Source organism: Subtercola boreus (assembly GCF_003399625.1).
In the GTDB taxonomy this organism is placed as follows: domain Bacteria; phylum Actinomycetota; class Actinomycetes; order Actinomycetales; family Microbacteriaceae; genus Subtercola; species Subtercola boreus_C.
The window spans coordinates 143,122-164,650 of record NZ_NBXA01000023.1; the positions used below are offsets into that span (position 1 = coordinate 143,122).

24 protein-coding genes and 1 tRNA gene are annotated in these 21,529 nt (G+C 68.3%); 5 read left to right on the top strand and 20 right to left on the bottom strand.

The window, feature by feature from the left end:
- Positions 1-17: 17 nt before the first annotated feature.
- Genes B7R21_RS12690 through B7R21_RS12700 form a run of 3 tightly spaced genes read right to left on the bottom strand, consistent with a single transcriptional unit; the run spans position 18 to position 3,024 of the window.
- Positions 18-1,463: an NAD(P)/FAD-dependent oxidoreductase gene (locus B7R21_RS12690; protein WP_116283617.1), complete on the bottom strand. Its 1,446-nt coding sequence runs from the start codon at positions 1,461-1,463 to the stop codon at positions 18-20.
- On the bottom strand, positions 1,456-1,815 hold the full coding sequence (locus B7R21_RS12695) for a (2Fe-2S)-binding protein (protein ID WP_116283618.1): 360 nt from the start codon (positions 1,813-1,815) through the stop codon (positions 1,456-1,458). Before B7R21_RS12695 ends, B7R21_RS12690 begins: the two co-directional genes overlap by 8 nt.
- Positions 1,816-1,818: 3 nt before the next feature.
- Positions 1,819-3,024 carry an NAD(P)/FAD-dependent oxidoreductase gene (locus B7R21_RS12700; RefSeq protein WP_116283619.1) on the bottom strand — a complete coding sequence of 402 codons (1,206 nt, stop codon included), beginning with the start codon at positions 3,022-3,024 and terminating at the stop codon, positions 1,819-1,821.
- A gap of 80 nt (positions 3,025-3,104) precedes the next feature.
- On the opposite strand from B7R21_RS12700, the gene B7R21_RS12705 reads away from it, so the two are divergent.
- The gene (locus tag B7R21_RS12705; RefSeq protein ID WP_116283620.1) at positions 3,105-4,307 is read left to right on the top strand and encodes a metal-dependent hydrolase family protein; all 1,203 of its coding nucleotides are present in this window, start codon (positions 3,105-3,107) and stop codon (positions 4,305-4,307) included.
- A gap of 121 nt (positions 4,308-4,428) precedes the next feature.
- Here the strand turns inward: B7R21_RS12705 and proC are convergent, their stop codons facing one another.
- On the bottom strand, positions 4,429-5,274 hold the full coding sequence (proC, locus tag B7R21_RS12710; RefSeq protein ID WP_301182565.1) for a pyrroline-5-carboxylate reductase: 846 nt from the start codon (positions 5,272-5,274) through the stop codon (positions 4,429-4,431).
- A 10-nt stretch (positions 5,275-5,284) separates the two neighbouring features.
- Positions 5,285-5,983 carry a GntR family transcriptional regulator gene (locus tag B7R21_RS12715; protein WP_116283621.1) on the bottom strand — a complete coding sequence of 233 codons (699 nt, stop codon included), beginning with the start codon at positions 5,981-5,983 and terminating at the stop codon, positions 5,285-5,287.
- 154 nt (positions 5,984-6,137) lie between these two features.
- Between B7R21_RS12715 and treS the strand changes: the two genes are divergently transcribed.
- Positions 6,138-8,429 (top strand): maltose alpha-D-glucosyltransferase, encoded by a 2,292-nt coding sequence (gene treS / locus B7R21_RS12720; RefSeq protein WP_116283622.1) that lies wholly within the window; start codon positions 6,138-6,140, stop codon positions 8,427-8,429.
- 19 nt (positions 8,430-8,448) lie between these two features.
- On the opposite strand, the gene B7R21_RS12725 is transcribed toward treS, so the two are convergent.
- Together B7R21_RS12725 and B7R21_RS12730 are read right to left on the bottom strand one after the other, a co-directional pair.
- Positions 8,449-9,501: a helix-turn-helix domain-containing protein gene (locus B7R21_RS12725; protein ID WP_116283623.1), complete on the bottom strand. Its 1,053-nt coding sequence runs from the start codon at positions 9,499-9,501 to the stop codon at positions 8,449-8,451.
- A gap of 55 nt (positions 9,502-9,556) precedes the next feature.
- Positions 9,557-10,540 carry an alpha/beta hydrolase fold domain-containing protein gene (locus B7R21_RS12730; RefSeq protein WP_116283624.1) on the bottom strand — a complete coding sequence of 328 codons (984 nt, stop codon included), beginning with the start codon at positions 10,538-10,540 and terminating at the stop codon, positions 9,557-9,559.
- 17 nt (positions 10,541-10,557) lie between these two features.
- Here B7R21_RS12730 and B7R21_RS12735 point away from each other — a divergent pair, with 17 nt between their 5' ends.
- The 3 genes from B7R21_RS12735 to B7R21_RS20460 all read left to right on the top strand — a co-directional run bounded on the left by B7R21_RS12735 (position 10,558) and on the right by B7R21_RS20460 (position 12,502).
- The gene (locus B7R21_RS12735) at positions 10,558-11,031 is read left to right on the top strand and encodes a MarR family winged helix-turn-helix transcriptional regulator (protein ID WP_253259795.1); all 474 of its coding nucleotides are present in this window, start codon (positions 10,558-10,560) and stop codon (positions 11,029-11,031) included.
- A gap of 392 nt (positions 11,032-11,423) precedes the next feature.
- Positions 11,424-12,191 (top strand): MATE family efflux transporter, encoded by a 768-nt coding sequence (locus B7R21_RS20455; protein ID WP_253259796.1) that lies wholly within the window; start codon positions 11,424-11,426, stop codon positions 12,189-12,191.
- Positions 12,164-12,502 carry a hypothetical protein gene (locus tag B7R21_RS20460; RefSeq protein WP_216364229.1) on the top strand — a complete coding sequence of 113 codons (339 nt, stop codon included), beginning with the start codon at positions 12,164-12,166 and terminating at the stop codon, positions 12,500-12,502. The genes B7R21_RS20455 and B7R21_RS20460 overlap by 28 nt, the downstream gene beginning before the upstream one ends.
- A 13-nt stretch (positions 12,503-12,515) precedes the next feature.
- Here B7R21_RS20460 and B7R21_RS20135 read toward each other — a convergent pair whose 3' ends face one another.
- From B7R21_RS20135 to B7R21_RS12805, 13 genes are all read right to left on the bottom strand, one after another.
- Complete coding sequence (locus tag B7R21_RS20135) at positions 12,516-12,929, bottom strand: GNAT family N-acetyltransferase (RefSeq protein ID WP_172592159.1); 414 nt, start codon at positions 12,927-12,929, stop codon at positions 12,516-12,518.
- A 76-nt stretch (positions 12,930-13,005) separates the two neighbouring features.
- Positions 13,006-13,194, bottom strand: a complete 189-nt coding sequence (locus B7R21_RS20140) for a hypothetical protein (RefSeq protein ID WP_172592160.1) — start codon at positions 13,192-13,194, stop codon at positions 13,006-13,008.
- A 116-nt stretch (positions 13,195-13,310) separates the two neighbouring features.
- On the bottom strand, positions 13,311-13,547 hold the full coding sequence (locus tag B7R21_RS12750) for a hypothetical protein (RefSeq protein WP_147305885.1): 237 nt from the start codon (positions 13,545-13,547) through the stop codon (positions 13,311-13,313).
- On the bottom strand, positions 13,544-13,813 hold the full coding sequence (locus tag B7R21_RS12755) for a hypothetical protein (protein WP_116283627.1): 270 nt from the start codon (positions 13,811-13,813) through the stop codon (positions 13,544-13,546). The genes B7R21_RS12750 and B7R21_RS12755 overlap by 4 nt, the downstream gene beginning before the upstream one ends.
- The gene (locus B7R21_RS12760; protein WP_116283628.1) at positions 13,810-15,069 is read right to left on the bottom strand and encodes an APC family permease; all 1,260 of its coding nucleotides are present in this window, start codon (positions 15,067-15,069) and stop codon (positions 13,810-13,812) included. Before B7R21_RS12760 ends, B7R21_RS12755 begins: the two co-directional genes overlap by 4 nt.
- A 47-nt stretch (positions 15,070-15,116) precedes the next feature.
- Complete coding sequence (locus tag B7R21_RS12765; protein ID WP_172592161.1) at positions 15,117-15,359, bottom strand: hypothetical protein; 243 nt, start codon at positions 15,357-15,359, stop codon at positions 15,117-15,119.
- A gap of 119 nt (positions 15,360-15,478) precedes the next feature.
- Positions 15,479-15,931, bottom strand: coding sequence for a helix-turn-helix domain-containing protein (locus tag B7R21_RS12770; protein WP_116283630.1), 453 nt, complete (start codon positions 15,929-15,931; stop codon positions 15,479-15,481).
- Positions 15,932-16,265: 334 nt separating this feature from the next.
- Positions 16,266-16,339, bottom strand: a tRNA-Leu gene (locus B7R21_RS12780).
- A gap of 10 nt (positions 16,340-16,349) precedes the next feature.
- The gene (locus tag B7R21_RS12785; protein WP_116283632.1) at positions 16,350-17,780 is read right to left on the bottom strand and encodes an NAD(P)/FAD-dependent oxidoreductase; all 1,431 of its coding nucleotides are present in this window, start codon (positions 17,778-17,780) and stop codon (positions 16,350-16,352) included.
- A gap of 98 nt (positions 17,781-17,878) precedes the next feature.
- Positions 17,879-18,412, bottom strand: coding sequence for a DUF501 domain-containing protein (locus B7R21_RS12790; RefSeq protein ID WP_116283633.1), 534 nt, complete (start codon positions 18,410-18,412; stop codon positions 17,879-17,881).
- Positions 18,409-18,933: an FtsB family cell division protein gene (locus B7R21_RS12795; protein WP_253259797.1), complete on the bottom strand. Its 525-nt coding sequence runs from the start codon at positions 18,931-18,933 to the stop codon at positions 18,409-18,411. The genes B7R21_RS12790 and B7R21_RS12795 overlap by 4 nt, the downstream gene beginning before the upstream one ends.
- Positions 18,934-18,956: 23 nt before the next feature.
- Entirely contained in the window at positions 18,957-20,237 is a 1,281-nt protein-coding gene (eno, locus tag B7R21_RS12800) for a phosphopyruvate hydratase (RefSeq protein ID WP_116283634.1), read from the bottom strand.
- 72 nt (positions 20,238-20,309) lie between these two features.
- Positions 20,310-21,515: an MFS transporter gene (locus tag B7R21_RS12805; protein WP_253259809.1), complete on the bottom strand. Its 1,206-nt coding sequence runs from the start codon at positions 21,513-21,515 to the stop codon at positions 20,310-20,312.
- Positions 21,516-21,529: the final 14 nt, after the last annotated feature.

Consider the following 21,529-nt stretch of genomic DNA (forward strand, 5'->3'; position numbering starts at 1 on the left):
ATGTGGACGAGAGGACCTCAGCCGGGTTCCGCCGCCAACTCGCCCAGTCGGAGCGGCACTGCGATCGGCCGCCGGTCGGTGCGCACTCGGTCGGCGGCGGCCGAACGCGGCCCATCGGAGTGCCCCGGCCCATCCGAGTGCCCCGGCGAGAGCGTAGAAAGCAGCTCCTCGACGGTGCGGCCGCACACCCGACCCTGGCAGATGCCGAGGCCCGCGCGGCTCGAGAGCTTCACCGACCTCAGGCTCGCCCCGCCCGTCGCGGCCACCGCGCCGCAGAGGTCACCGTATGAGACCTCCTCGCACCGGCACACCACCGTGTCGTCGGTGAGCCAGCCCTGCCACCCGGTTTCGATGCCATGGGCGTTCTCGATGCGGTCGGCGAAGGCCAGGTAGGTGCGGCGGTGTGCCAGCGCCGAGGCGAGCCGGGCATCCAGAACCGAACCGCCCGCGGCGACGTGACCGGCGATCTCGCCCTCGGCCAGCGCCAGATCGACACCGCCGATACCCGTGATCTCGCCGGCGGCGTACACCGACGAGACGCTCGTCTGCTGCCCCTCGTCGACGGTCACGAAGTCGTCGGCGCCCAGCGCGCATCCCGCCGCCAGCGCCAGCTCGAGTCGGGGAGTGAAGCCGTGCCCGACGCAGACCGCATCGACGGCGATCGTCTGCTCGGTGCCCGGGATCGGCGCCCACGAGGCATCCACCCGGGCGATCGTGACGGTCTCGACGCGGTCGGTGCCGTCGGCGCGAACCACGGCCACACCGAGGCGGTAGGGAATGCGGTGCTGCAGATGGTTCAGCACGTACCCCGCGAGCTCCGTGCCCTTCTTTGCTGCACGCAGCAGCTGCCACGGCTTCGGCAGCCAGCCCGCGAGAAGGGATTTCGTGCGGTTGGCCTCGTACACGCCGATGACCGTCGACCCCGTGGCCACAAGGGAGGCCGCAACAGGCAGCAGGAAAGGGCCCGCGCCCGCGACCAGCACCCGCGACCCGATGGCGACACGCTCTCCCTTCGCGAGGGCCTGGGCGGCGCCCGCAGTGAACACGCCGGGTAGATCCCAGCCGGGAAACGGCAGGGTTCGGTCGTGGGCGCCGGTGGCCAGCACCAGAGCGTCGGGTTCGAAGACACGCTGCGAGCGCCCCGCGCCGTCGGGCTCACCGATCACGGCGAACACGGCACCCGGTCGGCCGTCACGGGTCTCGATCGCCCAGACACTGGCTCCGCGGATGATCGTGCAGCCGTCATCGGTCTCGAGCTCCGAACGGAGCGCCGTGAACGTCGCCCAGCCGTGGTGGAGCACGCTCTCGCGCTCCGACGGGCGCGACGGCGGGAGGTGCCGCCAGTACTGCCCACCGAGTTCGTCCGACGAGTCGAGCAGGGTGACGGCCGCTCCGAGGCGGCGGGCAGCACGGGCCGCGCTGAGGCCCGCGGGACCCGCGCCGATGATGAGAACGTCAGGCACGCCCGTCCGCCTCCCCGGGCAGCTCGATCGGCTCGGCCACCTCGGGCAGCGCGTCGTACTGCGTCGACACCGTGTCACCGTCGGCCGCCCGGCGCTGGCAGGCCCGCACGTCGCGCTGGCCGTTCACCTCGACCAGGCAGTCGTAGCAGACCCCGATTCCGCAGAAGACCCCGCGGGGCCGGGCGTTCTTCGAGGTGGTGCGCCAGGCGAGAGTTCCCGAGCCGAGCAGCACGCCCGCGATGCTCTGGCCCGCGAGACCGTCGACGGGCCGCCCGTCGACGGCGATCCGTATGCCCGAAGCCTCCGCCGGGCGGATCGGGTCGTCAGACGGAGGAAGGAGGAAGGAGGTCACGGTTCACGCCGCCCGGGAGTCGGGGAAGGGCGTGAGGAAGGGCGCGAGGAAGGGTGCGAGCGAAGCCCGCGCGGGCGAGAACGGTGCGGCATCCAGAGCCGGCGGGGCGCCCGCCAGCAGGTCGGCGAGCATCGCGCCGGTCGCGACCGAGAGCCCGATCCCTGCGCCCTCATGGCCGGTCGCGTGCCAGAGCCCCGGCAGCCGCGGGTCTGGGCCGATCACCGGAAGATGATCGGGCATGAACGGCCGGAAGCCGCCATAGCTCCGCATCACCATCATCTCCGACAGGAACGGGAAGAGCCGGAGCGCCTTCTGCGCCAGCTCCCGCAACACGGCCACGGTGAGACGGGTGTCGAAGCCGATCTGCTGGCGCGAGGAGCCGATGAGCACCGTGCCCGCAGCCGTCGTCTCGATGACGCTCGATGTCTGGAGAGCGGCATTGCTCGAACCCACGACACCCACGTAATCGCCGTCGTACACCTTGTGGAAGATGCGGTGAGGCATGCGCGACGTGACCAGCACCATCCCGCGCCGCGGTTTCACCGGCAGCGAGAGGCCGAGCGCCTCCGAGACGTCGCCCGACCACGGCCCGGCCGCCACGACGACCGCATCGGCATGGTGCGTGCCTCGCGTCGTCCGCACTCCCACGAGTTCACCCCCCGGGCTCCGGATGCCCGCCAGCACGGCCTCGTTCTCGAAGAACTGCGCGCCGCTGAGCTTCGCCGACGCGATGAGCGCCTCCGTCATGATGACGGGCTGCACCTGGGCGTCTTCGGGGTAGTGGATGGCCGCGGTGATCGCCGGGTTCAGGTGGGGTTCGAGCAGCAGGGCATCGTCACGAGAGACCGGGCGGGCATCCACCCCTGCCGTGCGCTGCAGCGCCGCGAAATCGTGGAGCGGCTGTGCACCCTGGGCGGTGGTCGCGACGACCACACCGCCCTTCCGTTCGAACTCGACCGATGGGAATGCCGGCCCCAGTTCGTCGCGGAGTTCGGCGTCGACGACCGGCCAGAGGGTCGAAGAGTACTGCGTGAGCCTCAATTCGTCGCCCGGCCCCTTGTCGGAGAGCAGCAGGTTGCCCTCTCCCCCCGACGACGTGCCGCCGACGTTCCGGCCGCGTTCGAGGACGGTGACGTCGATGCCGCGGCGGGAGAGGCTGCGGGCGGTCGCGGCGCCGATGATTCCGCCGCCGATCACGATGACCCTCATCTCTCCTCCTCGTCCATCTCTCTTCGTCGTCGCGGTAGTATATCACGCAGCACTCCGCCACCTCACGAAAGAACCGCCCAATGCCTCGCGCCGCAGGAACCGTTACCGTCACGAACGCCCTCGTCTTCGACGGCGTGAGAGACGACCTCGTCGAAGCGGACATCACCGTCGTCGACGGCATCATCGCCGAAGTGGGGCCGAACCTCACCCCGGTCGGCCGGGTCGTCGATGCCAAGGGAAGGGCGGCCATCCCCGGGCTCATCGACGCCCACTTCCACGCCTACAGCACGGCGATGGGCGGAATGGAACTCGAACTCCGCCCCTTGAGCTACGTCTCGATCGTCGGGACGCACCGGCTTGCCGACGCCCTCCGCCGCGGGTTCACCACGGTGCGCGACGTCGCCGGGGGCGACATCGGACTGGCCCGAGCCATCGATGAAGACCTCTTCCCCTCGCCCCGCTACTTGTTCACCGGCCCCGCGCTCAGCCAGACCGGCGGGCACGGCGACCCGAGGCCCGGCGATCTCGACCTGTGCTTCCACGGCGGGCACATGAACGAGATCGTCGATGGAGTGGATGCCCTGCGGATCGCCGTGCGCCGCCGCTTCCACTCCGGAGCCCATGCCATCAAGGTGATGGCCTCCGGCGGGGTCGTGTCGCTCACCGACCCGATCCGCGTGCCGCAGTACTCGGCCGAGGAACTGCTCGCCGTCTCCGACGAGGCGAGACGCCGCGGAAGCTACGTGGCCGCGCACGCGTACTCACCGGAGGCGATCATCCACTCGGTGACGAACGGCATCCGCTCGATCGAACACGGGAATCTGCTGAACGAGGAGGCCGCGGCCCTGATGGCCTCGCACGGCGCTTTCCTCGTGCCGACGCTCGCCGCCTACGACGCGATGAACCGGCGCGGCGACGAGGTGAACCTGAACCCGGTGTCGAGGGCGAAGAACTCCGAGGTTCTGGATGCCGGCAGCACAGCCGTGCAGCTGGCCCGGGCGGCGGGGGTGCAGATCGGCTTCGGCAGCGACCTGATGTCGGCCCTCGCGAACGACCAGCTGCAGGGCATCCGCCTCCAACTCGAGGTCGAATCCGTGGCGGACGTGCTGCGCTCGCTCACCTCGGTGAACGCGGCCCTGCTGCAGCGCACCGACATCGGCCGGATCGCACCCGGCGCGGCGGGCGACCTGCTCCTGCTCGACGGCGACCCCTTCACCGACACCACGCTCCTCTGGGACGAGTCGCGCCCCCGCCAGGTCATCCAGGCGGGCCGTCTCGTCTGACGCGCCCCGCGTCCCCACGCACCATCGAGTGGGCGGTTCGGGCCCTGAATCGTGATGGTTGGGGCCCGAACTGCCCCTTCGATCGTTGGGCGGGAGGCACGCGGCGGGCGGGCGGCAGGCGTCAGGCGCCGGAGGCCAGCTCGCGCGAGCGGGCGACCGCGGCATCCGTCGCGCGGGTGAAGAGCTCCTCGAGACCACCCTCCGACAACACGCGGATCGCCTGCTCGGTCGTGCCCTTCGGGCTGGTCACGAGGCGGCGGAGCTCCGCGGGATCCTCCCCCGTGTGCTCGAGCAGCGCGGCCGCACCGATGAACGTGCCGTTCACGAGAGTCGCGGCCTGAGAGGGCGTGAACCCCTTCGCGACAGCCGCCGCGGTGAGCTGCTCGACGAGGTAGAAGAAGTACGCGGGGCCCGATCCGGAGATCGAACTGAGGGCATCGATCTCGTCTTCGGGCACCGCCACGACCTCGCCCACGAGCTCGAAGAGGGCCGTGACGAGGGCGAACTGCTCGTCACTCGTGCGTTGCCCCTGCGCCAGCCCCGTGACGCCCTTGCCGATCAGCGAGGGCGTGTTGGGCATCGCCCGCACCACCGCCACCGACGACGGCAGGGCGCGCTCGAACACGTCGAGGGTGACGCCCGCTGCGAGACTCACGACGATGGCGTCGGGCGCGAGCGACGGCGCGATCTCGGCGAGCAGGTCGGTCACCATGTACGGTTTCACTCCGACGATGACGATGCGGGCATCCGTCACCGCCACGGGGTTCGCCCGGGGATCGGTCTCGGTGCTGTACACCGTGAGACCCGGATGCGAGGGAACCGTCTCTGCCCGCGACACCGACCGCGTGGTGGCCCGGATGCCGCCCTCGACCGTGACACCCGGTCGCAGCAGACCGGCCAGCACGGCCTGGCCCATGGAGCCGGCCCCCAGCAGGGCGGTGGTGGGAAAGGTGGATTCGACAGTCACTGCGGGGTGCTCATTTCGTGGGGAGGGATGCTTCGGGCGCTTCTTCGCTACGGCCGGCCCACCAGCCGAGCACGTGGCCGATGTGGGCGTGCAGGAGCTTCTCGGCGGCGTTGGAATCACCCGCGACGAGCAGGTCGAGCAGCTCGTGGTGCTCCACCGCCGACCGTTCGAGTTCGCGGGTGTCCTTCAGCTCGGCGAGGCCCACCATCCGGGTCTGGCTGCGGAGCTCCGCCACCAGGCCCACCAGACGCCGGTTGCCGGTCAGCGCGATCAGTTCGAGGTGGAAACGCGAGTCGGCGGCCAGGTAGGCCGCGAAGTCTGCGGCGGCGGCGGCACGGATGATCTGCTCCGCCAGCTCGCGGAATTCCGGCAGTCGATCCTTCGGAAAAACTTCCACGGCGATCCGCATCGCGGGCACCTCGAGCCAGCGCCTCGCCTGCACGATCTCGCGGAGATCCTCCTCGCCAACGGAGGTGATCCGAAACCCCTTGTTGCGGACGGACTCGACGAACCCGCGCTTCTCGAGGTCGAGCATCGCTTCACGCACGGGGGTGGCCGAGACGCCGAACTGCGCCGCCAACCCCGGCACCGAGACGACGGTGCCGGGCACGAGTTCGCCGGAGATGATCGCAACCGAGAGCGCACGCTCCACTTCGGCACGGAGACTCGACGACTGCGGGATGCTTCGGATCGGGGAGCTCTCGTTCATCTCAGCATCATCTCCTGTGACCGGGTAGGCCGGCGCACCTGGCGCCGGGTCGTATATGGCACACTACTGCCCGAACAGGCACGCGACGCGGCTCAGAACACTGCAATTGGAGGGAATGCACGCAACCACCGTCGGGAGAGGGAAAGATAGAGCTATGACCGAGGACGAATCGACCGAGACCGCCGCCGAGACCGCCGCAGACCCGACTGCCGATGCCGCCGACAGCACTGCAGAACCCGCCGCCGAGATCACCTTCGACGGCGAGCTCTACCCCGCACGCCCGGCCCGGCTCCGGCCGCGGGCGAACCTGCGGGCCAGCCGCATCCAGCGTTCGTTCTCGGATCCGCGCTCCGCCGACGCGTCGAACGTCTCGTACGTCGAGTGGCTGATCCGGCAGTCGATGCTCCGCGACGCGCAGGTGCTCTCGCGCGGGCTCTCCGGCCAGCCGAGCATGTGGCGGAACCCCTACGCGAAACCGGATGCCCGGCGAGCCATCCGCACCGCATCCGTCTGGTTCACTGCCTACCCCATCTCGCTCATCACCGAACCGGGAGTCTCCTACCTCGGCGCCCTCGGCGACGAACGGCTCTGGGCCGCCTTCGAGACCATCGGCATCTCAGCCGTGCACACCGGTCCGGTGAAGCGCGCTGGCGGCATCACGGGCTGGAGCATGACGGCCAGCGTAGACGGCCACTTCGACCGCATCTCCACCCAGATCGACCCCGCCTTCGGGTCGGAGGACGAGTTCCGCATCCTCTCGGATGTCGCCGACCAGCACGGCGGCAGCGTCATCGACGACATCGTGCCCGGCCACACGGGCAAGGGCGCCGACTTCCGCCTCGCCGAGATGGCCTACAAGGACTACCCCGGCATCTACCACATGGTCGAGATCCCGGAGGAGAGCTGGGGCCTCCTTCCCGAGGTGCCTGCGGGCCGGGACTCGGTGAACCTCAACAAGGAGACCGAGCACCAACTCGCCGAGCAGGGCTTCATCATCGGCGAACTGCAGCGCGTCATCTTCTACTCCCCCGGCCAGAAGGACACCAACTGGAGCGCGACGGGCCCGGTGCTCGGCGTCGACGGCATCACGCGTCGCTGGGTCTACCTGCACTACTTCAAGCAGGGCCAGCCCTCGATCAACTGGCTCGATCCCACCTTCGCCGGCATGCGTCTCGTGATCGGCGACGCCCTGCACTCCCTCGGCGACCTCGGTTCGAGCGCGCTCCGCCTCGACGCCAACGGCTTCCTCGGCGTGGAGAAGAGCGCCTCAGGCAGCCCGGCCTGGTCGGAGGGCCACCCGCTCTCCGAGGCGGCCAACCACCTCATCGCGGGCATGGTGCGGAAGGTCGGTGGCTTCAGCTTCCAGGAGCTGAACCTCACGATCGAGGACATCCGCGACACCGGCCGCGTCGGCGCAGACCTGTCGTACGACTTCATCAACCGGCCCGCCTACCAGCACGCGCTGGCGATGGGAGACACCGAGTTCCTGCGGCTGACCCTCCGCACCTCCCTGAGCCTCGGCGTCGAACCCGTCAGCCTCGTGCACGCCCTCCAGAACCACGACGAGCTCACCTACGAGCTGCTGCACTGGGAGACCCTGCACCGCGCCGACCTGTATCCCTTCCGCGACGAGGAGATCACCGGCGGCCAACTCGCCGAGACCGTGCGCGCCGACCTTGTGGCGAAGCTCACAGGCGACGCCGCCGACTACAACATGGTCTTCACCACCAACGGCATCGCCTGCACCACCGCGTCGGTCATCGCCGCGACCCAGGGCCACACCACGCTGGCGTCGATCACCGATGAGGATGTGGAGAGCATCCGTGCCGCCCACCTCTGCCTGGTGCGCTTCAACGCCTGGCAGCCCGGCGTGTTCGCCCTCTCCGCCTGGGACCTGCTCGGAATGCTGCCGGTGCCCGCCTCCGACGTGCGCGACCTGATCGCCGACGGCGACACCCGTTGGATCGAGCGCGGCGCCCACGACCTCATGAACGTCTTCCCCGAGGCCACCGCCTCGAGTTCGGGCATGCCCCGGGGCCGGTCGCTCTACGGATCACTGCCCGGGCAACTCGAGACGCCCGGCTCCTTCGCGCTGTCGGTACGGCAGATCCTCGACCTCCGCTCCTCGCACGGACTCGACATCGCCAGCCAGGTCGACATCCCGGATGTCGCCCACCCCGGCATGCTCGTCATGGTGCACCGTCTCGACGAGGGCGACGCCACGATCGAGGATCCGCGCCTGCAGATCACCGTGCTGAACTTCACCGGCGAACCGATCGAGGGCACCGTACGCTCCGACGCGCTGGTCGCCCGGCGTGCGGTGATCGATGCCACGACCCACGAGGAGACGGGGCGGGTGGATGATCTGCAGAGCTTCTCGGTGAGCCTGCCGCCCTACGGCGGCCTGTTCCTCCTCATCGAGCCGGAGGTCGACGCCGCGTCGTGAGCCGCACAGGGGCAGGTCGTCAGAACCGGTTCGCACCCAGACGGTAGAGCCGCAGAGCCAGCGACAGCCGCACCCGGCCCTCGGCGGATCTCGCGTCGAAACCGAGCTGTTCGCTCAGCTCGGCCACCCGCGCCTGCATGGTCGAGTGATGCACGCCCGACGCGGCGGCCGCCGCCCGGATGCTCTCGGCCCGCACGATGAGTTCGAGGTGCGGGAGGTTCCGCGGATCCTCCTGCACCAGCCGCTCGATCGCCAGAGCGTCGGGCTGCGGCGCGGCAGAGGCCTCGGCGGCTTCGACGAGCAGCAGCACGCTTCCGAGACGGCCCGCGTCGACCACCGGCTCGGCCGGGGTCGTCAGCCGGAGCGCCAGGAGCGCCGTCTGCCACGATCGGGGCGCATCCACCGCCAGAACGGAGAGCCCGAGTCCCTGGCGGGTCGGGCTGCCGGTCGGTACTGCGGGAGCGGCTGCCGGAGGAGCTGCAGTCGCGGCCGTGCTGTCGCGCACGATCGACGCCCGCACCCGCCCGACGGGCGTGACCACCACCGCTGCGCCTCCGCCCAGGGCCGAACCGGGTTCGCCTGCAGGTGCCGCCGCCATCCGCAGCTCGCCGACGTCGACCCTCAGCCGGCGGGCGGCCGCCGCCCGCGCTTCGGGACTCTCGGCCGGATCGATCAGGATCTCCAGGTTGCGACGGGCGATGGCCACCGGGTGGGTTCGTTCGAGCGAGATCCGCAACCCGAACGAGAGCCGCTCGAGAACCATCTCATCGTTGGTGTGGGCGTCACCCGTGCGCTCGACCCACGCGAACCACCCCTCACCGATTGCGTGGGATGCCCACCGACCCGGCTCCGCACGCACGGGTCCCCGCGAACGGATGCCCGCCCCATCGACACGCATCACCGTCTCGTCGGCGGCGAACCCGACCGCGCAGCCCGTCAGAACGCTTGCCGCACGCAGCAGCGCCTCGGCCGTCGCGTGCCCCTCCACGAGGGTGTCGAAGTAGGAGATGACGCGCAGGCTCTCACTCGCCACCGGATCGAGGGCGGTGATCCGTCCGACTAGTTCCTGCATGTTCTGGGAGCATACTCTGGGTAGAGCATCCGGAGCCTGCTCGGGGTGCAGCCGCTCAGGCGCCGAGGATACGCCGCACCCAGCGGGTCCTGTTCTCGGCAATGGCGCTCGACAGTGCGGCTGTCGGCGCCATCAGCTCCGCACCGTGGAACACGCCCGGGGTCACGTGCAGCTCGCAGATGCCACCGTCGGCCCAGATCTTCGAGGCATACGCCACGTCTTCGTCACGGAAGACCTCCGCCGAGCCCACGTCGATGAACGTGGGCGGAAGCCCCGACAGGTCTGTTGCCCGAGCCGGTGCAGCATAGATCGACACGTCATCCGTTCGGCGCCGGTCGCCGAGCAGGGCGTCCCAGCCGGTGTCGTTGCTTCCTCTGTCCCAGACGCCGATGCCCACGAACTGCCGGCTCGAGACCGTCTCGTTCCGATCATCCAGCATCGGATACATCAGCAGCGACCCGATGAGCCCCGGACCGCCCTTGTCGCGGGCCATCAGGGTGACGCCGGCCGCGATTCCGCCGCCGGCGCTTCCCCCGGCGATGATCAGACGGTCGGCGTTGAAACCGAGTTCGTCGGCATTCTGGGCAGCCCAGACCAGCCCGGCATAGCTGTCGTCGACGAGGGCCGGATCGGGTGACTCGGGCGCCAGCCGGTATTCCACGCTCACCAGCACAGCGTCGAACTGCTCGACCCAGTCCAGCAGGGGCTCGAGTCCGGTGAAGCGGTCGCCGATGATCATTCCGCCGCCGTGCACGTTATAGATGCCCGGGCCTCCTGCGACATGATCGCTCCGACGGAAGATGCTGAGGATGATTTCGGGAGCCCCCTCCGGGCCCGGCACACTCCGCTCCTCGTGGGTCACCTCGCGCCCTGCCAGCAACTGGTCGATCGGCGGGGTGATGCCGGCCGATCGCATCGGCGCGATCATCTCCGGCGTCAGGGTGGATGGCAACTGGTCGCCGATCACGGCGAGCACCGCGGCGAGTTCCGGGTCATAGGGCGGGCGTGCGAGGTGGTGGGTTGGATCGGTGAGTGTCATGGTGGGTCTCCCTGGCCGTGAGGCACATCGTTGTGCCGCCAACTCCATCCTCGCCGACCTCTCCGCCACCCGCGACCGCCACCTGTCGCCGATCCCGCGCTTCTTCCCGCCAACCGGCGGGCGGCGAGGACTGGATCCGCGAACGCGAACTCACCCACGAGCAGGCCTTCGCCCTCGGGTTTCTCGAGCAGAACCCCGGTTCCATCCAGCGCGACATCGCCGCGCTGACCCGCACCAGCGCCGCAAGCGTGTCGAGCCTTCTGCAGGGGCTCGAACGCCGAGGCCTCATCGAACGTCGCACAGAGAACGGCAACGAACGGAGCAAACGCGTCTACGCCGCGTCCGCCGGCGCCGAACTCATCGCCGGTTTCGATTCCGCAATGGAGGCCGCCGACGACACGATCCTCGCTCCGCTCAGCGCGGCAGAGCGCGCCACCCTGCACGCTCTGCTCAAGAAGGTGACCGCGGTTCTGCCGCAGCCCTCCCGCTGAACCCAGCCCCGATCATCCAGAACCACTCTCCGCCGTGCCGGCGGCACCCCTTCCGACCGCCGACGCCGTCGGCACCAACCGCTGGTACCTCTCCGCGGCACCGATCGTGCGGGCTCTCGTGCACCTCTGCGTGCCGATGGCCGCCGCCATGGTCGTCGGCGCCGTCTACAACGTCGTCAATGCGGGCTTCATCGGCTCGCTTTACGACGCCACACTGCTGGCCGCCGTCACCTTCGGAACCCCTCTCCTCGGCCTCGTCATGGCGATCGGCGGCGTCTTCGGTGTCGGCGGCGGAGCTCTCATCTCGCGGCTCCTCGGTGCGGCCGAGAGAGACTCCGCGAAGGCCGGCGGAGATCAAGCGCGTCTCGTCGTCCGCCCTCTGGGGAGCCATCGTGACGGGCGCCATCCTCGGCGGTCTCGGCCTGCTGCTGCTCGGCCCGCTCGTGTCCATTCTGGGCGCGGATGCCGCCGCGGTTCCCGCGACGAGCGCCTACGTGGCCGTCATGCTCGCCTTCGTACCGGTGCTCGCCGCCGCCTTCTGCCTCGAACAGATCGTGCGGTCGGAAGGTGCAGCGCGCCAGGTCATGATCGGACTCATCGGGTCGACCGTCGAGAACGTTCTGTTCGACGTGTTGTTCATCCTCGTTCTGCACTGGGGCGTCGGCGGGGCCGCCCTGGCGACGGGGCTCTCGAACCTCGGAGTCGTCGTCTACTTCATCGTCTGGCTGCAGCGGACCAGCGAGAATGTCAGCCTGTCGCCTCGCTGGTTCACGCTCTCCCCCGCCGTGCTGAAGCCGGTCTTCGGCATCGGCGTGGGCGAGCTGCTGCAGTCCGCCTTCCTCATCGTCACCTCACTGGTGCTGAACAACCTCGCCGTCGCCTACGGAGACAGTGCCCTCGCAGCGATGGGTGTGGCTGTGCGGATCGCGCAGGTGCCGGAGTTCCTCGTGATGGGCGTCACGCTCGGCGTGCTGCCGCTGCTGGCCTACTCCTACGGCAAAGGCGACCGGGTGCGGCTGATGTCCGCGCTCCGCGTCTCGGCCCTCACGGTCGGGAGCATCACCGTGATCGCGGCCGTCGCCGTCTTCGCATTCCGCGACCAGTCTTCTCGGCCTTCGTCGCCGACCCCTCCGTGCTCGTCATCGGCGTCACCATCCTGACGGCGCAGCTCGTCGCCATGGTCGTGAACGGATTCACGGGTCTCCTGACATCACTCTTCCAGGCGACAGGGCGTTCACTGCCCGCCATCGTCATGTCGATGGCGCCGGGGGTATTGTTCATCCCGATCGTGCTGCTCGGCAACCTCTGGTTCGGCCTGGCCGGCATCATCTGGTCGCTGACGGTCTCCGAGGGGCTCGTGTTCCTGCTCGGCATGGCCATCTGGCTGGCATCACGCCGAGCGATCGACCGGGGTCTCGCCGACGGCAGCGCCGAGCGCGCCGACCAGGTGCTGGAGCAGGCCGCCGCCTGAGGTAGCGCCCTCTTCAGGCGAGCACCCACGTCTCGGGATCGTTCAGATCTTCTATGCACTCGAAGCCCGCAGCAGAGAAGAGTCTCTTACTCGGATGATTCTGCGGCCTTATTCTTGCCCACACGCCGAAATCGAGGCCATACTCCACTTTCGTCCTGTCGACGATCTGGAGGGCCGCCTCGAGTGTCTGGCGGCCCAGCCCGAGACCCCGAGCTTCGCTCCGGGTGGCGATCGCGAGAATGATGATCTGCTGGCCCTCAGAATCGAAGGAGAAATGCACAGCCGACACGATCTCGCCCGCGGCATCGAGCGAGAAAACAACCGCCTCCGTGTCTGGCACAGGAAGCCTGAGCGCTCTCAGCCCCGATTGGACTTCAATCTCCCATGGTGCGGGGTGATACCGTCCGCGATGGCTGTCGTACAGCATCGCGGGGGGATCAGCACAGACAAATCGTTTGAGCGCTTGGTTATGTTGACGATGCCCTGACGACCACGTGAGCGGGTCAGGAAGAGGCACGATTCGCGAGCCACAACGCATGCGCCTGCTTCTCGACCGCGCTGATGCTCTTGCGGCCGATTGTCGACCTGTATTCCTCAGCGTATTGGTCTCGTTCCGCATCGGTGAGGCCGTCGTTGCCCACCTCTTGCCTGACATTGTCGCCTGGACGAACGAGAGTGACAGAAGGGGTCATGGCAGCATCGTAACGCGATCCGACGCCTTCGCACGGGTTCCTGGCAAAATCAGTGGGGTTTTCTCATGAAGTCCACGAGCGCCCGATACCTAGGAAAAATCGTGTACCAGGGGCCCTTAGTCGGGCAGCTCGATCTTGTCGGTCGGCGGCGCGAAGAGACGGCCGGCGAGCTTGCCCACGAGAGGCGTGGATCCGGCGCGGAACGATCGACAGGCTGGCGCACCGGTCGTACCGGAGACACCCGGCCTGCTGTGGATGATCGTGGTGAGGGTCGCCCGCGTCGTGCTCGACCGCATAGCGTCGGCTGCGATGATGAGGTCGAAACGCTGCTTCTCGCCGCTCTGGAACATCACCTCCCGCGCAGGATCTCGAGCTCGGCCGTGGCCCCGCCGCTCTCCGACGCCCGCACCGGGAAATCGGCGACCACTCTGCCGCCGGCGCCCAGGAACCGCGTGCCGACCTCGCCGGTGTTCGCCGCACGAACCGCATCCTCGAGCCCAGCGCGCCGCAGCACCCCTCGCCCCGCTCCGCGCACGTCGATGTTCTGCCCTCCGTCGCGGAACTCGGGTGCACGTGGGTCGACAGCCCGGCCTCTCTGCCAGACCGAGGTCGCCGTCACTGTGGCAGTCGCCGCCGCCGCACCAGCACCACGCGGTACCCGATCCCGACCACCAGCACAGCGGCACCCCCGAACACCGCCGGCAGCAGCAGCGTCGCCACGAGCGCGAGGCAGCCGAGCACTCCGAGCACCTGCAGAGCGCGCGGATAGCGCCGGTGAGCCGGCTGCTGCGTGAAGGCGGCGGCGTTCGCCACCACGTAGTAGAGCAGCACGCCGAAGGATGAGAATCCGATCGCGGCCCGCAGATCGACGCTCACGACCAGCACGCAGACCACCACGGCAAGCGCGATCTCAGCATGCTGGGGCACCTGGCGTCTCGGATGCACGGCCGCGAGCCAGCGGGGCAGGTCATTGTTCCGGGCCATCGCTAGGCTCGTGCGACCGATTCCCGCGATGAGCGCGAGCAGCGCTCCCAGCGCCGCGGCAGCAGCGCCGACACGCACGAGCGGCGCGGCCCAGCTCCATCCACCCGCCACAACCACATCGGACAGCGGAGCAGTGCTCGCGGCGAGCCGCTCCGGACCGAGCACGGTCAGCACCGTCATCGCGAGCACGCCGTACACGACGAAGGTCGCGGCCAGCGCGATGAGGATGGCGCGCGGGATCGTGCGGGCAGGATCCTTCACCTCCTCCCCCATCGTCGCGATCCGGGCATAGCCCGCGAAGGCGAAGAAGAGAAGCCCGCCGGACTGCAGGATGCCGTACCATCCGTGTTCGAAGAGGTCGGGTCGGGCATCCGGCACCGCCAGGCCTCCCCCCGTCACCGCCGACATCACGACGACAGCAAGCACCAGCAGCACGAACGCCACGATCACGCGGGTCAGTGCTGCCGTCCGTGTCACACCGAACAGATTGACCGAGGCGAGCGCCAGCACGGCGAGCACAGCGACGGGCTTCTCCCAGCCGGGCGGCGAGGCGTAGGCGGCGAACGTCAGCGCCATCGCTGCGCAGCTGGCCGTCTTGCCGACAACGAAACTCCAGCCCGCCAGGAACCCCGGCCACGCCCCCAGTCGCTCCCGCCCGTAGATGTAGGTGCCGCCCGACGTCGGGTACTCCGCAGCGAGCTGCGCCGACGATGACGCGTTGCAGAACGCGACGATCCCGGCGATCAGCAGCCCGACGAGCAGCCCCGCTCCCGCAGCAGCCGATGCCGGAGCGAAGGCGGCGAAGACACCGGCCCCGATCATCGACCCGAGGCCGATGCTCACTGCGTCAACGGTACCGAGCCTTCTCGCGAGAGCCGAAGACGAGGTCATCCCTCCACTATCACCCGCCGAAGTGAACAGTCGGTGACGAAATTCATTCAGCCGGCGATATCGGCGTCGTCAATGGCACGACCGATGTACCCGCGCAGAGTCTCATGGGCCCGCGGATCGTAGATCCCCCAGTCGATGTCGTGAGCATGTTCCGCGCACACCCCGAACAGCAGCCTCCTGCCCCGGTGGTTCACCCCGACGGCGTCGGCCAGCGGAGCCTTGCACCCCTCCTCCATGCAGAGAGTGGAGTCCGGCGGGAGATCCAGCGAATGGTGCGTCATGACGACCACGTCCTCAGCAGCTCGCAGGGTCTGAGCGCGCCACATGGCCAAGTGTATGGACAACGTCGATCCAGATGTCATTTCACACAACATTGGGCCGACCTTGCCTCACATCGGAGGGTTCACGGTCAGACGAGCACGAGGTTCAGAGCCTCCGACGGCGCCCGGTAACGGTCGGCAATCTGCTCCACGGCAACGAGGACGTCCATCGACGGGGTCACCCTGCCCGCCAGATACGAGTTCAGCCGCGGCCGTGACGTACCGAGCTCGCGGGCCAACCTGGCCTGCGTCATGCGCGTCCCCCGGTACGCCTCCCGAAGACGCTCGAGAGCCAGCTCGGCCGGCGTCGCCGTTGCTCGCGCCAGAGCCGACTCGAGAAGACCCACCGTCGATCGCGACTCGGCGGCCTCGGCCGCCTCATCGAAAACCGGTCGGAGCTCGGGATCCGTGGCGACCGCGTCGACGAGCTTTCGCCAGTCGTGGGCGTACCCTCGGTCGATGGCGGCGAGCATACCCTCGAAGCCCCATGCGGACACGGGGTCGTCCGGGGTGGCTTCGATGTTGCGGAATCGTAGCGGCATGGCTGCGCTCCTTTCAGATGAGATGTCCGGCAAGCCGCCGGCATTCAGCGACGACGTCGTCCCACTTCTGCCACCGAGCTATAAGCCCTTTGTAGGTGGGGAGATCGCGGATGCGGTACCGGTTTTTTCCGGTATCGCGGGTTTGAGAACGAATTCGCTGTCACGATCCAGTGCGCCCTGAATGAGGTCGAACATGTCTTGAAGATCCGTGAGGACGTGGTCGTGGTCGTGGTCGTGGTCGTGGTCGTGGTCGGTGGACATTCTAGGGTGCGCATAGAACGCCGCAGAAGTCCCGCCGACCACCACGCCATCGGGCAGATGAAAACTAGCTGAGTACCCCCAGAGGGACTCGAACCCTCACTCGGACGATTTTAAGTCGTCTGCCTCTGCCAATTGGGCTATGGGGGCGACCGGGAGGTTACTCTTTCGAGACTGCTCCACCGACCGGCACAGGAGCGCCGGCGGGGCCTGGTGTGCCGGCACCGGCAGAAGCACCAGCGGGCGCTGCCGACGACACCGAGGCGGGCGCCGCCGGGCGGGGGCGGGAGGCGAACTCCTCGAACGCTGCGCGCGGGTGAACGCGGGCCTCGAGCGACGCGATGTCCCGCCCGAGAACGACGTTGAACGCCCAGTTGCCGATGACGCGGATCTTGCGCTCCCAGCTGGGCATGGCCAGACCGTGGTATCCACGGTGCATGACCCAGGCGGGGAATCCGGTGATGCCGATCTTGCCCGACTGGAAGGCACCGACGCCGATACCGAGGCCGGCCACAGCGCCGGCGTTCTTGTGGAAGTAGTCCTTGACATCCTCTCCGCGGAGCTCGGCGACGAGGTTCTTCGCGAGCTGCTTGCCCTGACGCACGGCGTGCTGGGCATTCGGCACGCAGAATCCGCCGACGCCACCACCTGTGAGGTCGGGCACGGCTGAGACGTCGCCGGCACCCCAGGCATCGGCGATCATGCCGTCGTCGTTGATGACGCGAAGGTCGGCCTGCACGCGCAGGCGCCCACGCTCCTCGATGGGGAGGTCGGTGTTCTTCAGCATCGGGCTGGCCATGACACCGGCCGTCCAGACGATCGTGTCCGACTCGAAGCTCTCGCCGGTCGACAGCTCGACCACTCCGCCGACAGCAGACTTCAGCTGGGTATCGAGGTGGATCTGGGCACCGCGCTCGGCGAGGTTCTGGATGACCCAACCCGCCGTCTTCAGTGAGACCTCGGGCATGATGCGGCCCATCGCCTCGATGAGGTGGAAGTGCGTGTCCTCGAAGGCGAGCTCGGGATAGCTGTCGAGGAGGGCGCTGGCGAAGGAACGCATCTCGGCGAAGATCTCGATGCCGGCGAAGCCGCCGCCGACCACCACGAAGGTGAGAAGACGGTCGCGCTCGGGACCTTCGGGCAGCTGCGACGCCTTGTCGAAGTTGGTGAGGATCCGGTCGCGGATGGCGACGGCCTCCTCGATGGTCTTCAGGCCGATGGCCTCGTCGGCAACGCCCGGGATCGGGAACGTGCGCGAGACGGACCCTGCGGTGACGACGATGATGTCGTATTCGAGCTCGTAGTCCTCACCGATGTTCGGGTGGATCGTGACCGTCTTGTCTGCGTGGGTGATCTTCTCGACCTTGCCCGCGATGATCGTCGTCTTCTTGAGGTGACGACGAAGCGAGACGACCGCGTGGCGGGGCTCAATCGATCCGGAGGCGATCTCGGGAAGGAACGGCTGGTACGTCATGTAGGGCAGCGGGTCGACCACGGTGACATCGGCTTCGCCGCTCCGCAGCCACTTCTCGAGCTTCCAAGCGGTGTAGAAACCGGCGTAGCCGCCGCCGACGATCAAGATTTTCGGCACAGTAAAAGGTTCTCCTCGGTCAGGTACAAGCCATCAGGCTACTACCTCCGCACCACGAGCCCGGAACGAGTCGCCCCACCGGTGTGCCACGGAGTTGTTCAATGGCCCGCACTGGCCGCAGTTACAGGATACTCCTTGCACTCGCAAACGCGTGGCGACCAATCGCCCTGTTCGAGGGCAATGTCCCCGATCGGGTTCACCCCGGGGCCCGCAGCGAGCGAGTGGGCGGCGAGGGCGTGCAGGCACTTGACCCGCACGGGCATCCCGCCGGCGGAGATTCCGGCGATCTCATCGACGACCGCGATGCTCTCCCGGTCGGCGAGATACTGTGCGTGGGCGGCCCGGTAGGCCTCACCGACGGTCTCGTCGGTGGAGACCAGCTCCTGCAGCGCAGGCATGATCTGCGCAGCCTCGAGGTCGGACATCGCCGCCGTCGCGGCCGGATGGCTCAGGTAGTACATCGTCGGGAACGGTGTGCCGTCATCCAGCCGCGGGGCGGTGGCGACGACGGTCGGAGCGCCGCAGACGCAGCGTGCGGCAATGCCGAGCACGTTGCGCGCCGGACGGCCGAGCTGGTTCGAGACGGTCAGGATGTCGAACTCGCTGGCGGGTTCGAACGGGGGCGTGGTCATTTGGTCGTTCCGTCGGGGGTTGCCGCACCTGTCGGCGCGATACCGAGTTGGTCGGGTGTCTGGGTACTGAGCCCCGCGGTCATGCCCGATACGAACAGGGCGGCGATCCAGTCGCTCTGGGTGGCCTGGATGTTGCTCGAGACGGGTGGGGCGGAGGTGGCGGCATCGGCCCCCGTGTCGTTCAGCACGAGGAAGCTGGTCTCGCCGGGAGACACATAGTAGAGCCGGTCGCGGGCCTCGGCGCGGATGTAGGCCGGGTCGCTCCAACGCGCGACATCCGCCGACAGGCTGGAGTTCTGGGCCTGGGCGGCCGCAAGATTCTGCTGCAGGTCGGCGATCTGCTGGCGCTGCTCGATGAAGATGCGGGCACCGGGGGCGACGATCACCACGAACAGCACCAGCACGATGAGCATCAGCACGGTGAAACCCGAGAACCGGATGCTGCGGAGCCAGTTGGTCGGAGCAGCCGCCATCGAGCGACGGTCGGCCGAGCGCGGAGCCCTGCCGACCGTCGATTTCATGGAATTCCTTACGTGCAGCTCTGTCAGGCGGTGAAGCGGGGGAACGCGGTGCGGCCCGCGTAGACAGCCGCCTCGGCGAGCTCCTCTTCGATCCTCAGAAGCTGATTGTACTTGGCGACACGCTCGCTGCGGGCAGGCGCACCGGTCTTGATCTGCCCCGAGTTGGTGGCCACCGCGAGGTCGGCGATCGTGGTGTCCTCGGTCTCACCGGAGCGGTGCGACATCATGGTTGTGTAGCCCGAGCGCTGCGCCAGCGAGACAGCGTCGAGCGTCTCGGTGAGCGTACCGATCTGGTTGACCTTGACGAGCATCGAGTTGCCGGCGCCGAGCGAGATGCCCTTGGCCAGGCGAACCGGGTTGGTCACGAACAGGTCGTCGCCGACGATCTGCACCTTGCTGCCGATCGAGGCGGTGAGGTGCTGGTAGCCCTCCCAGTCGTCCTCTTCGAGCGGGTCTTCGATCGAGACCAGCGGGTAGTTGGCCAGGAGGTTCTCGAAGTAGCTGCTGAGCTCGACCGACGTGGTGGCCTTGCCCTCGAACTGGTAGGCGCCGTCGCGGTAGAACTCGCTCGCCGCGACATCCATCGCCAGGGCGATGTCGGTGCCGGGAGTGAAGCCGGCTGCGGTGATGGCCTCGAGGATCAGGTCGAGCGCAGCGGCGTTCGACGAGAGGTTCGGAGCGAATCCGCCCTCATCGCCCAGACCGGTCGAGAGGCCCTGCTTCGACATCAGCGACTTCAGCGCGTGGTAGGTCTCGACGCCCCAGCGGAGGGCCTCCGAGAACGACTCCGCACCGATCGGAGCGATCATGAACTCCTGGATGTCGACGTTCGAGTCGGCGTGCGAGCCACCGTTGATGATGTTCATCATCGGCACCGGCAGCACGTGGGCGTTCGGACCGCCGACGTAGCGGAACAGAGGCAGGTCGGCCGAGTCGGCAGCGGCACGGGCCACGGCGAGCGAGACGCCGAGGATCGAGTTCGCACCGAGGCGGCTCTTGTTCTCGGTGCCGTCGAGGGCGATCATCGCGCCGTCGACGAGGCGCTGGTCGCTGGCATCGAAACCCTCGAGCGCAGGTCCCAGCTCGTCGATCACGGCGTCGACGGCCTTCAGAACGCCCTTGCCGAGGTAGCGGCTCTTGTCGCCGTCACGCAGTTCATAGGCCTCGAAGGCGCCGGTGGAGGCGCCGGACGGGACGGCTGCGCGGGAAACCACGCCGTCGTCGAGCAGAACCTCGACCTCGATGGTCGGGTTGCCGCGCGAATCGAGGATCTCGCGAGCGCCTACGGCTTCGATCAATGCCACTGGATTGTCTCCTTATGAGTTCTGTGACGGATGTCGCAGCAGGCGAGCATCCGGTGGCCACAGTCTATCGAGCTACTCCTCGCCGACGCTCAGCGCCTGGGCCTCGTCGAGCTCGGACTCCTCGCCGCCCGCATCGACCCGGCGGAGGGTCTTCCGCCCGATCACCACGAACAGTGCGGCCACGATGACCGAGCCGGCGGCGGCGTACATCGGGAACCCGGGGCTGACGGCCACGGCCAGCGCAGCAGCAGCGGGCGGGGCGATGGCGCCGCCGAGGAACCGTACGGCAGAGTAGGCCGACGACGCGACGGTGCGCGGCAGGTCGGTCGCCATCATCACGGATTCGGTGAGCACGGTGTTGATGATTCCGAGCATCAGGCCGCCGACGACGATGCAGGCGATGAGCCCGACGGTGGACGAGATGAGCAGACCGCCCGCGACAAGATCGAGCGCGAGGAGCACCAATGCGCCGGTCAGGGCTGTGGTGCGCTTCATCCGCCGCGTCAGGAGAGGCGCGACGAACACCGACGTCACCGCGACCCCGATCCCCCAGCCGAAGAAGGTGAAGCCGAGGCCGATCGCGTTGAGGCCGAGCGGGAAGGGCGTGTAGGCCAGCAGGGTGAAGAAGCCCATGTTGTAGAACAGTGCGGTGAAGGCGAGCAGGCGGATGCTCGGGTTGGCCAGGGCGCGAAGCGGCGCACTCAGCCGGGTCGGTTCCCGGTCGGCCTTCTCGTCCTTCGCAAGCAGCACCGAGATCGCGACGAAGCCGACGGCCATGAGCACAGCGGTTCCGAAGAACGGTCCGCGCCAGCTGATCGAACCGAGCAGCCCGCCGAGCAGCGGGCCGATTGCGATGCCGAGGCCGAGGGCGGCCTCGTAGAGCACGATCGCACTGGATGCGCCCCCGCTGGCCGCACCGACGATCGTCGCGAGCGCCGTCGAGATGAAGAACGCGTTGCCGAGGCCCCACCCGCCGCGGAATCCGATGACGGCTTCGACGCTGCCGGCAGAACCGGCGAGGGCTGCGAACACCACGATCAGCGCGAGGCCGATGAGGAGGGTCTTCTTGGCGCCGATGCGGCTCGACACGAAGCTCGTGATGAGCATCGCGAGGCCGGTGATGACCAGATAGCTCGTGAAGAGCAGCGAAGTCTGTGTCGGACTCGCCTGGAGCGCTTCTGCGATGGCGGGCAGGATCGGGTCGACCAGACCGATGCCCATGAACGCGATGACACTCGCGAAGGCGACGGCCCAGACGGCCTTCGGCTGGTGCAGGATGGATGCCCCACCGC

Bases quoted from the DNA above. Each gene is read 5' to 3' on its own strand.
- B7R21_RS12700 (WP_116283619.1), bottom strand. From the start codon at position 3,024: ATGAGGGTCATCGTGATCGGCGGCGGAATCATCGGCGCCGCGACCGCC.
- B7R21_RS12705 (WP_116283620.1), top strand. From the start codon at position 3,105: ATGCCTCGCGCCGCAGGAACCGTTACCGTCACGAACGCCCTCGTCTTC.
- B7R21_RS12715 (WP_116283621.1), bottom strand. From the start codon at position 5,983: ATGAACGAGAGCTCCCCGATCCGAAGCATCCCGCAGTCGTCGAGTCTC.
- treS (WP_116283622.1), top strand. From the start codon at position 6,138: ATGACCGAGGACGAATCGACCGAGACCGCCGCCGAGACCGCCGCAGAC.
- B7R21_RS12725 (WP_116283623.1), bottom strand. From the start codon at position 9,501: ATGCAGGAACTAGTCGGACGGATCACCGCCCTCGATCCGGTGGCGAGT.
- B7R21_RS12730 (WP_116283624.1), bottom strand. From the start codon at position 10,540: ATGACACTCACCGATCCAACCCACCACCTCGCACGCCCGCCCTATGAC.
- B7R21_RS20135 (WP_172592159.1), bottom strand. From the start codon at position 12,929: ATGCTGTACGACAGCCATCGCGGACGGTATCACCCCGCACCATGGGAG.
- B7R21_RS20140 (WP_172592160.1), bottom strand. From the start codon at position 13,194: ATGACCCCTTCTGTCACTCTCGTTCGTCCAGGCGACAATGTCAGGCAA.
- B7R21_RS12760 (WP_116283628.1), bottom strand. From the start codon at position 15,069: ATGACCTCGTCTTCGGCTCTCGCGAGAAGGCTCGGTACCGTTGACGCA.
- B7R21_RS12770 (WP_116283630.1), bottom strand. From the start codon at position 15,931: ATGCCGCTACGATTCCGCAACATCGAAGCCACCCCGGACGACCCCGTG.
- B7R21_RS12790 (WP_116283633.1), bottom strand. From the start codon at position 18,412: ATGACCACGCCCCCGTTCGAACCCGCCAGCGAGTTCGACATCCTGACC.
- B7R21_RS12795 (WP_253259797.1), bottom strand. From the start codon at position 18,933: ATGAAATCGACGGTCGGCAGGGCTCCGCGCTCGGCCGACCGTCGCTCG.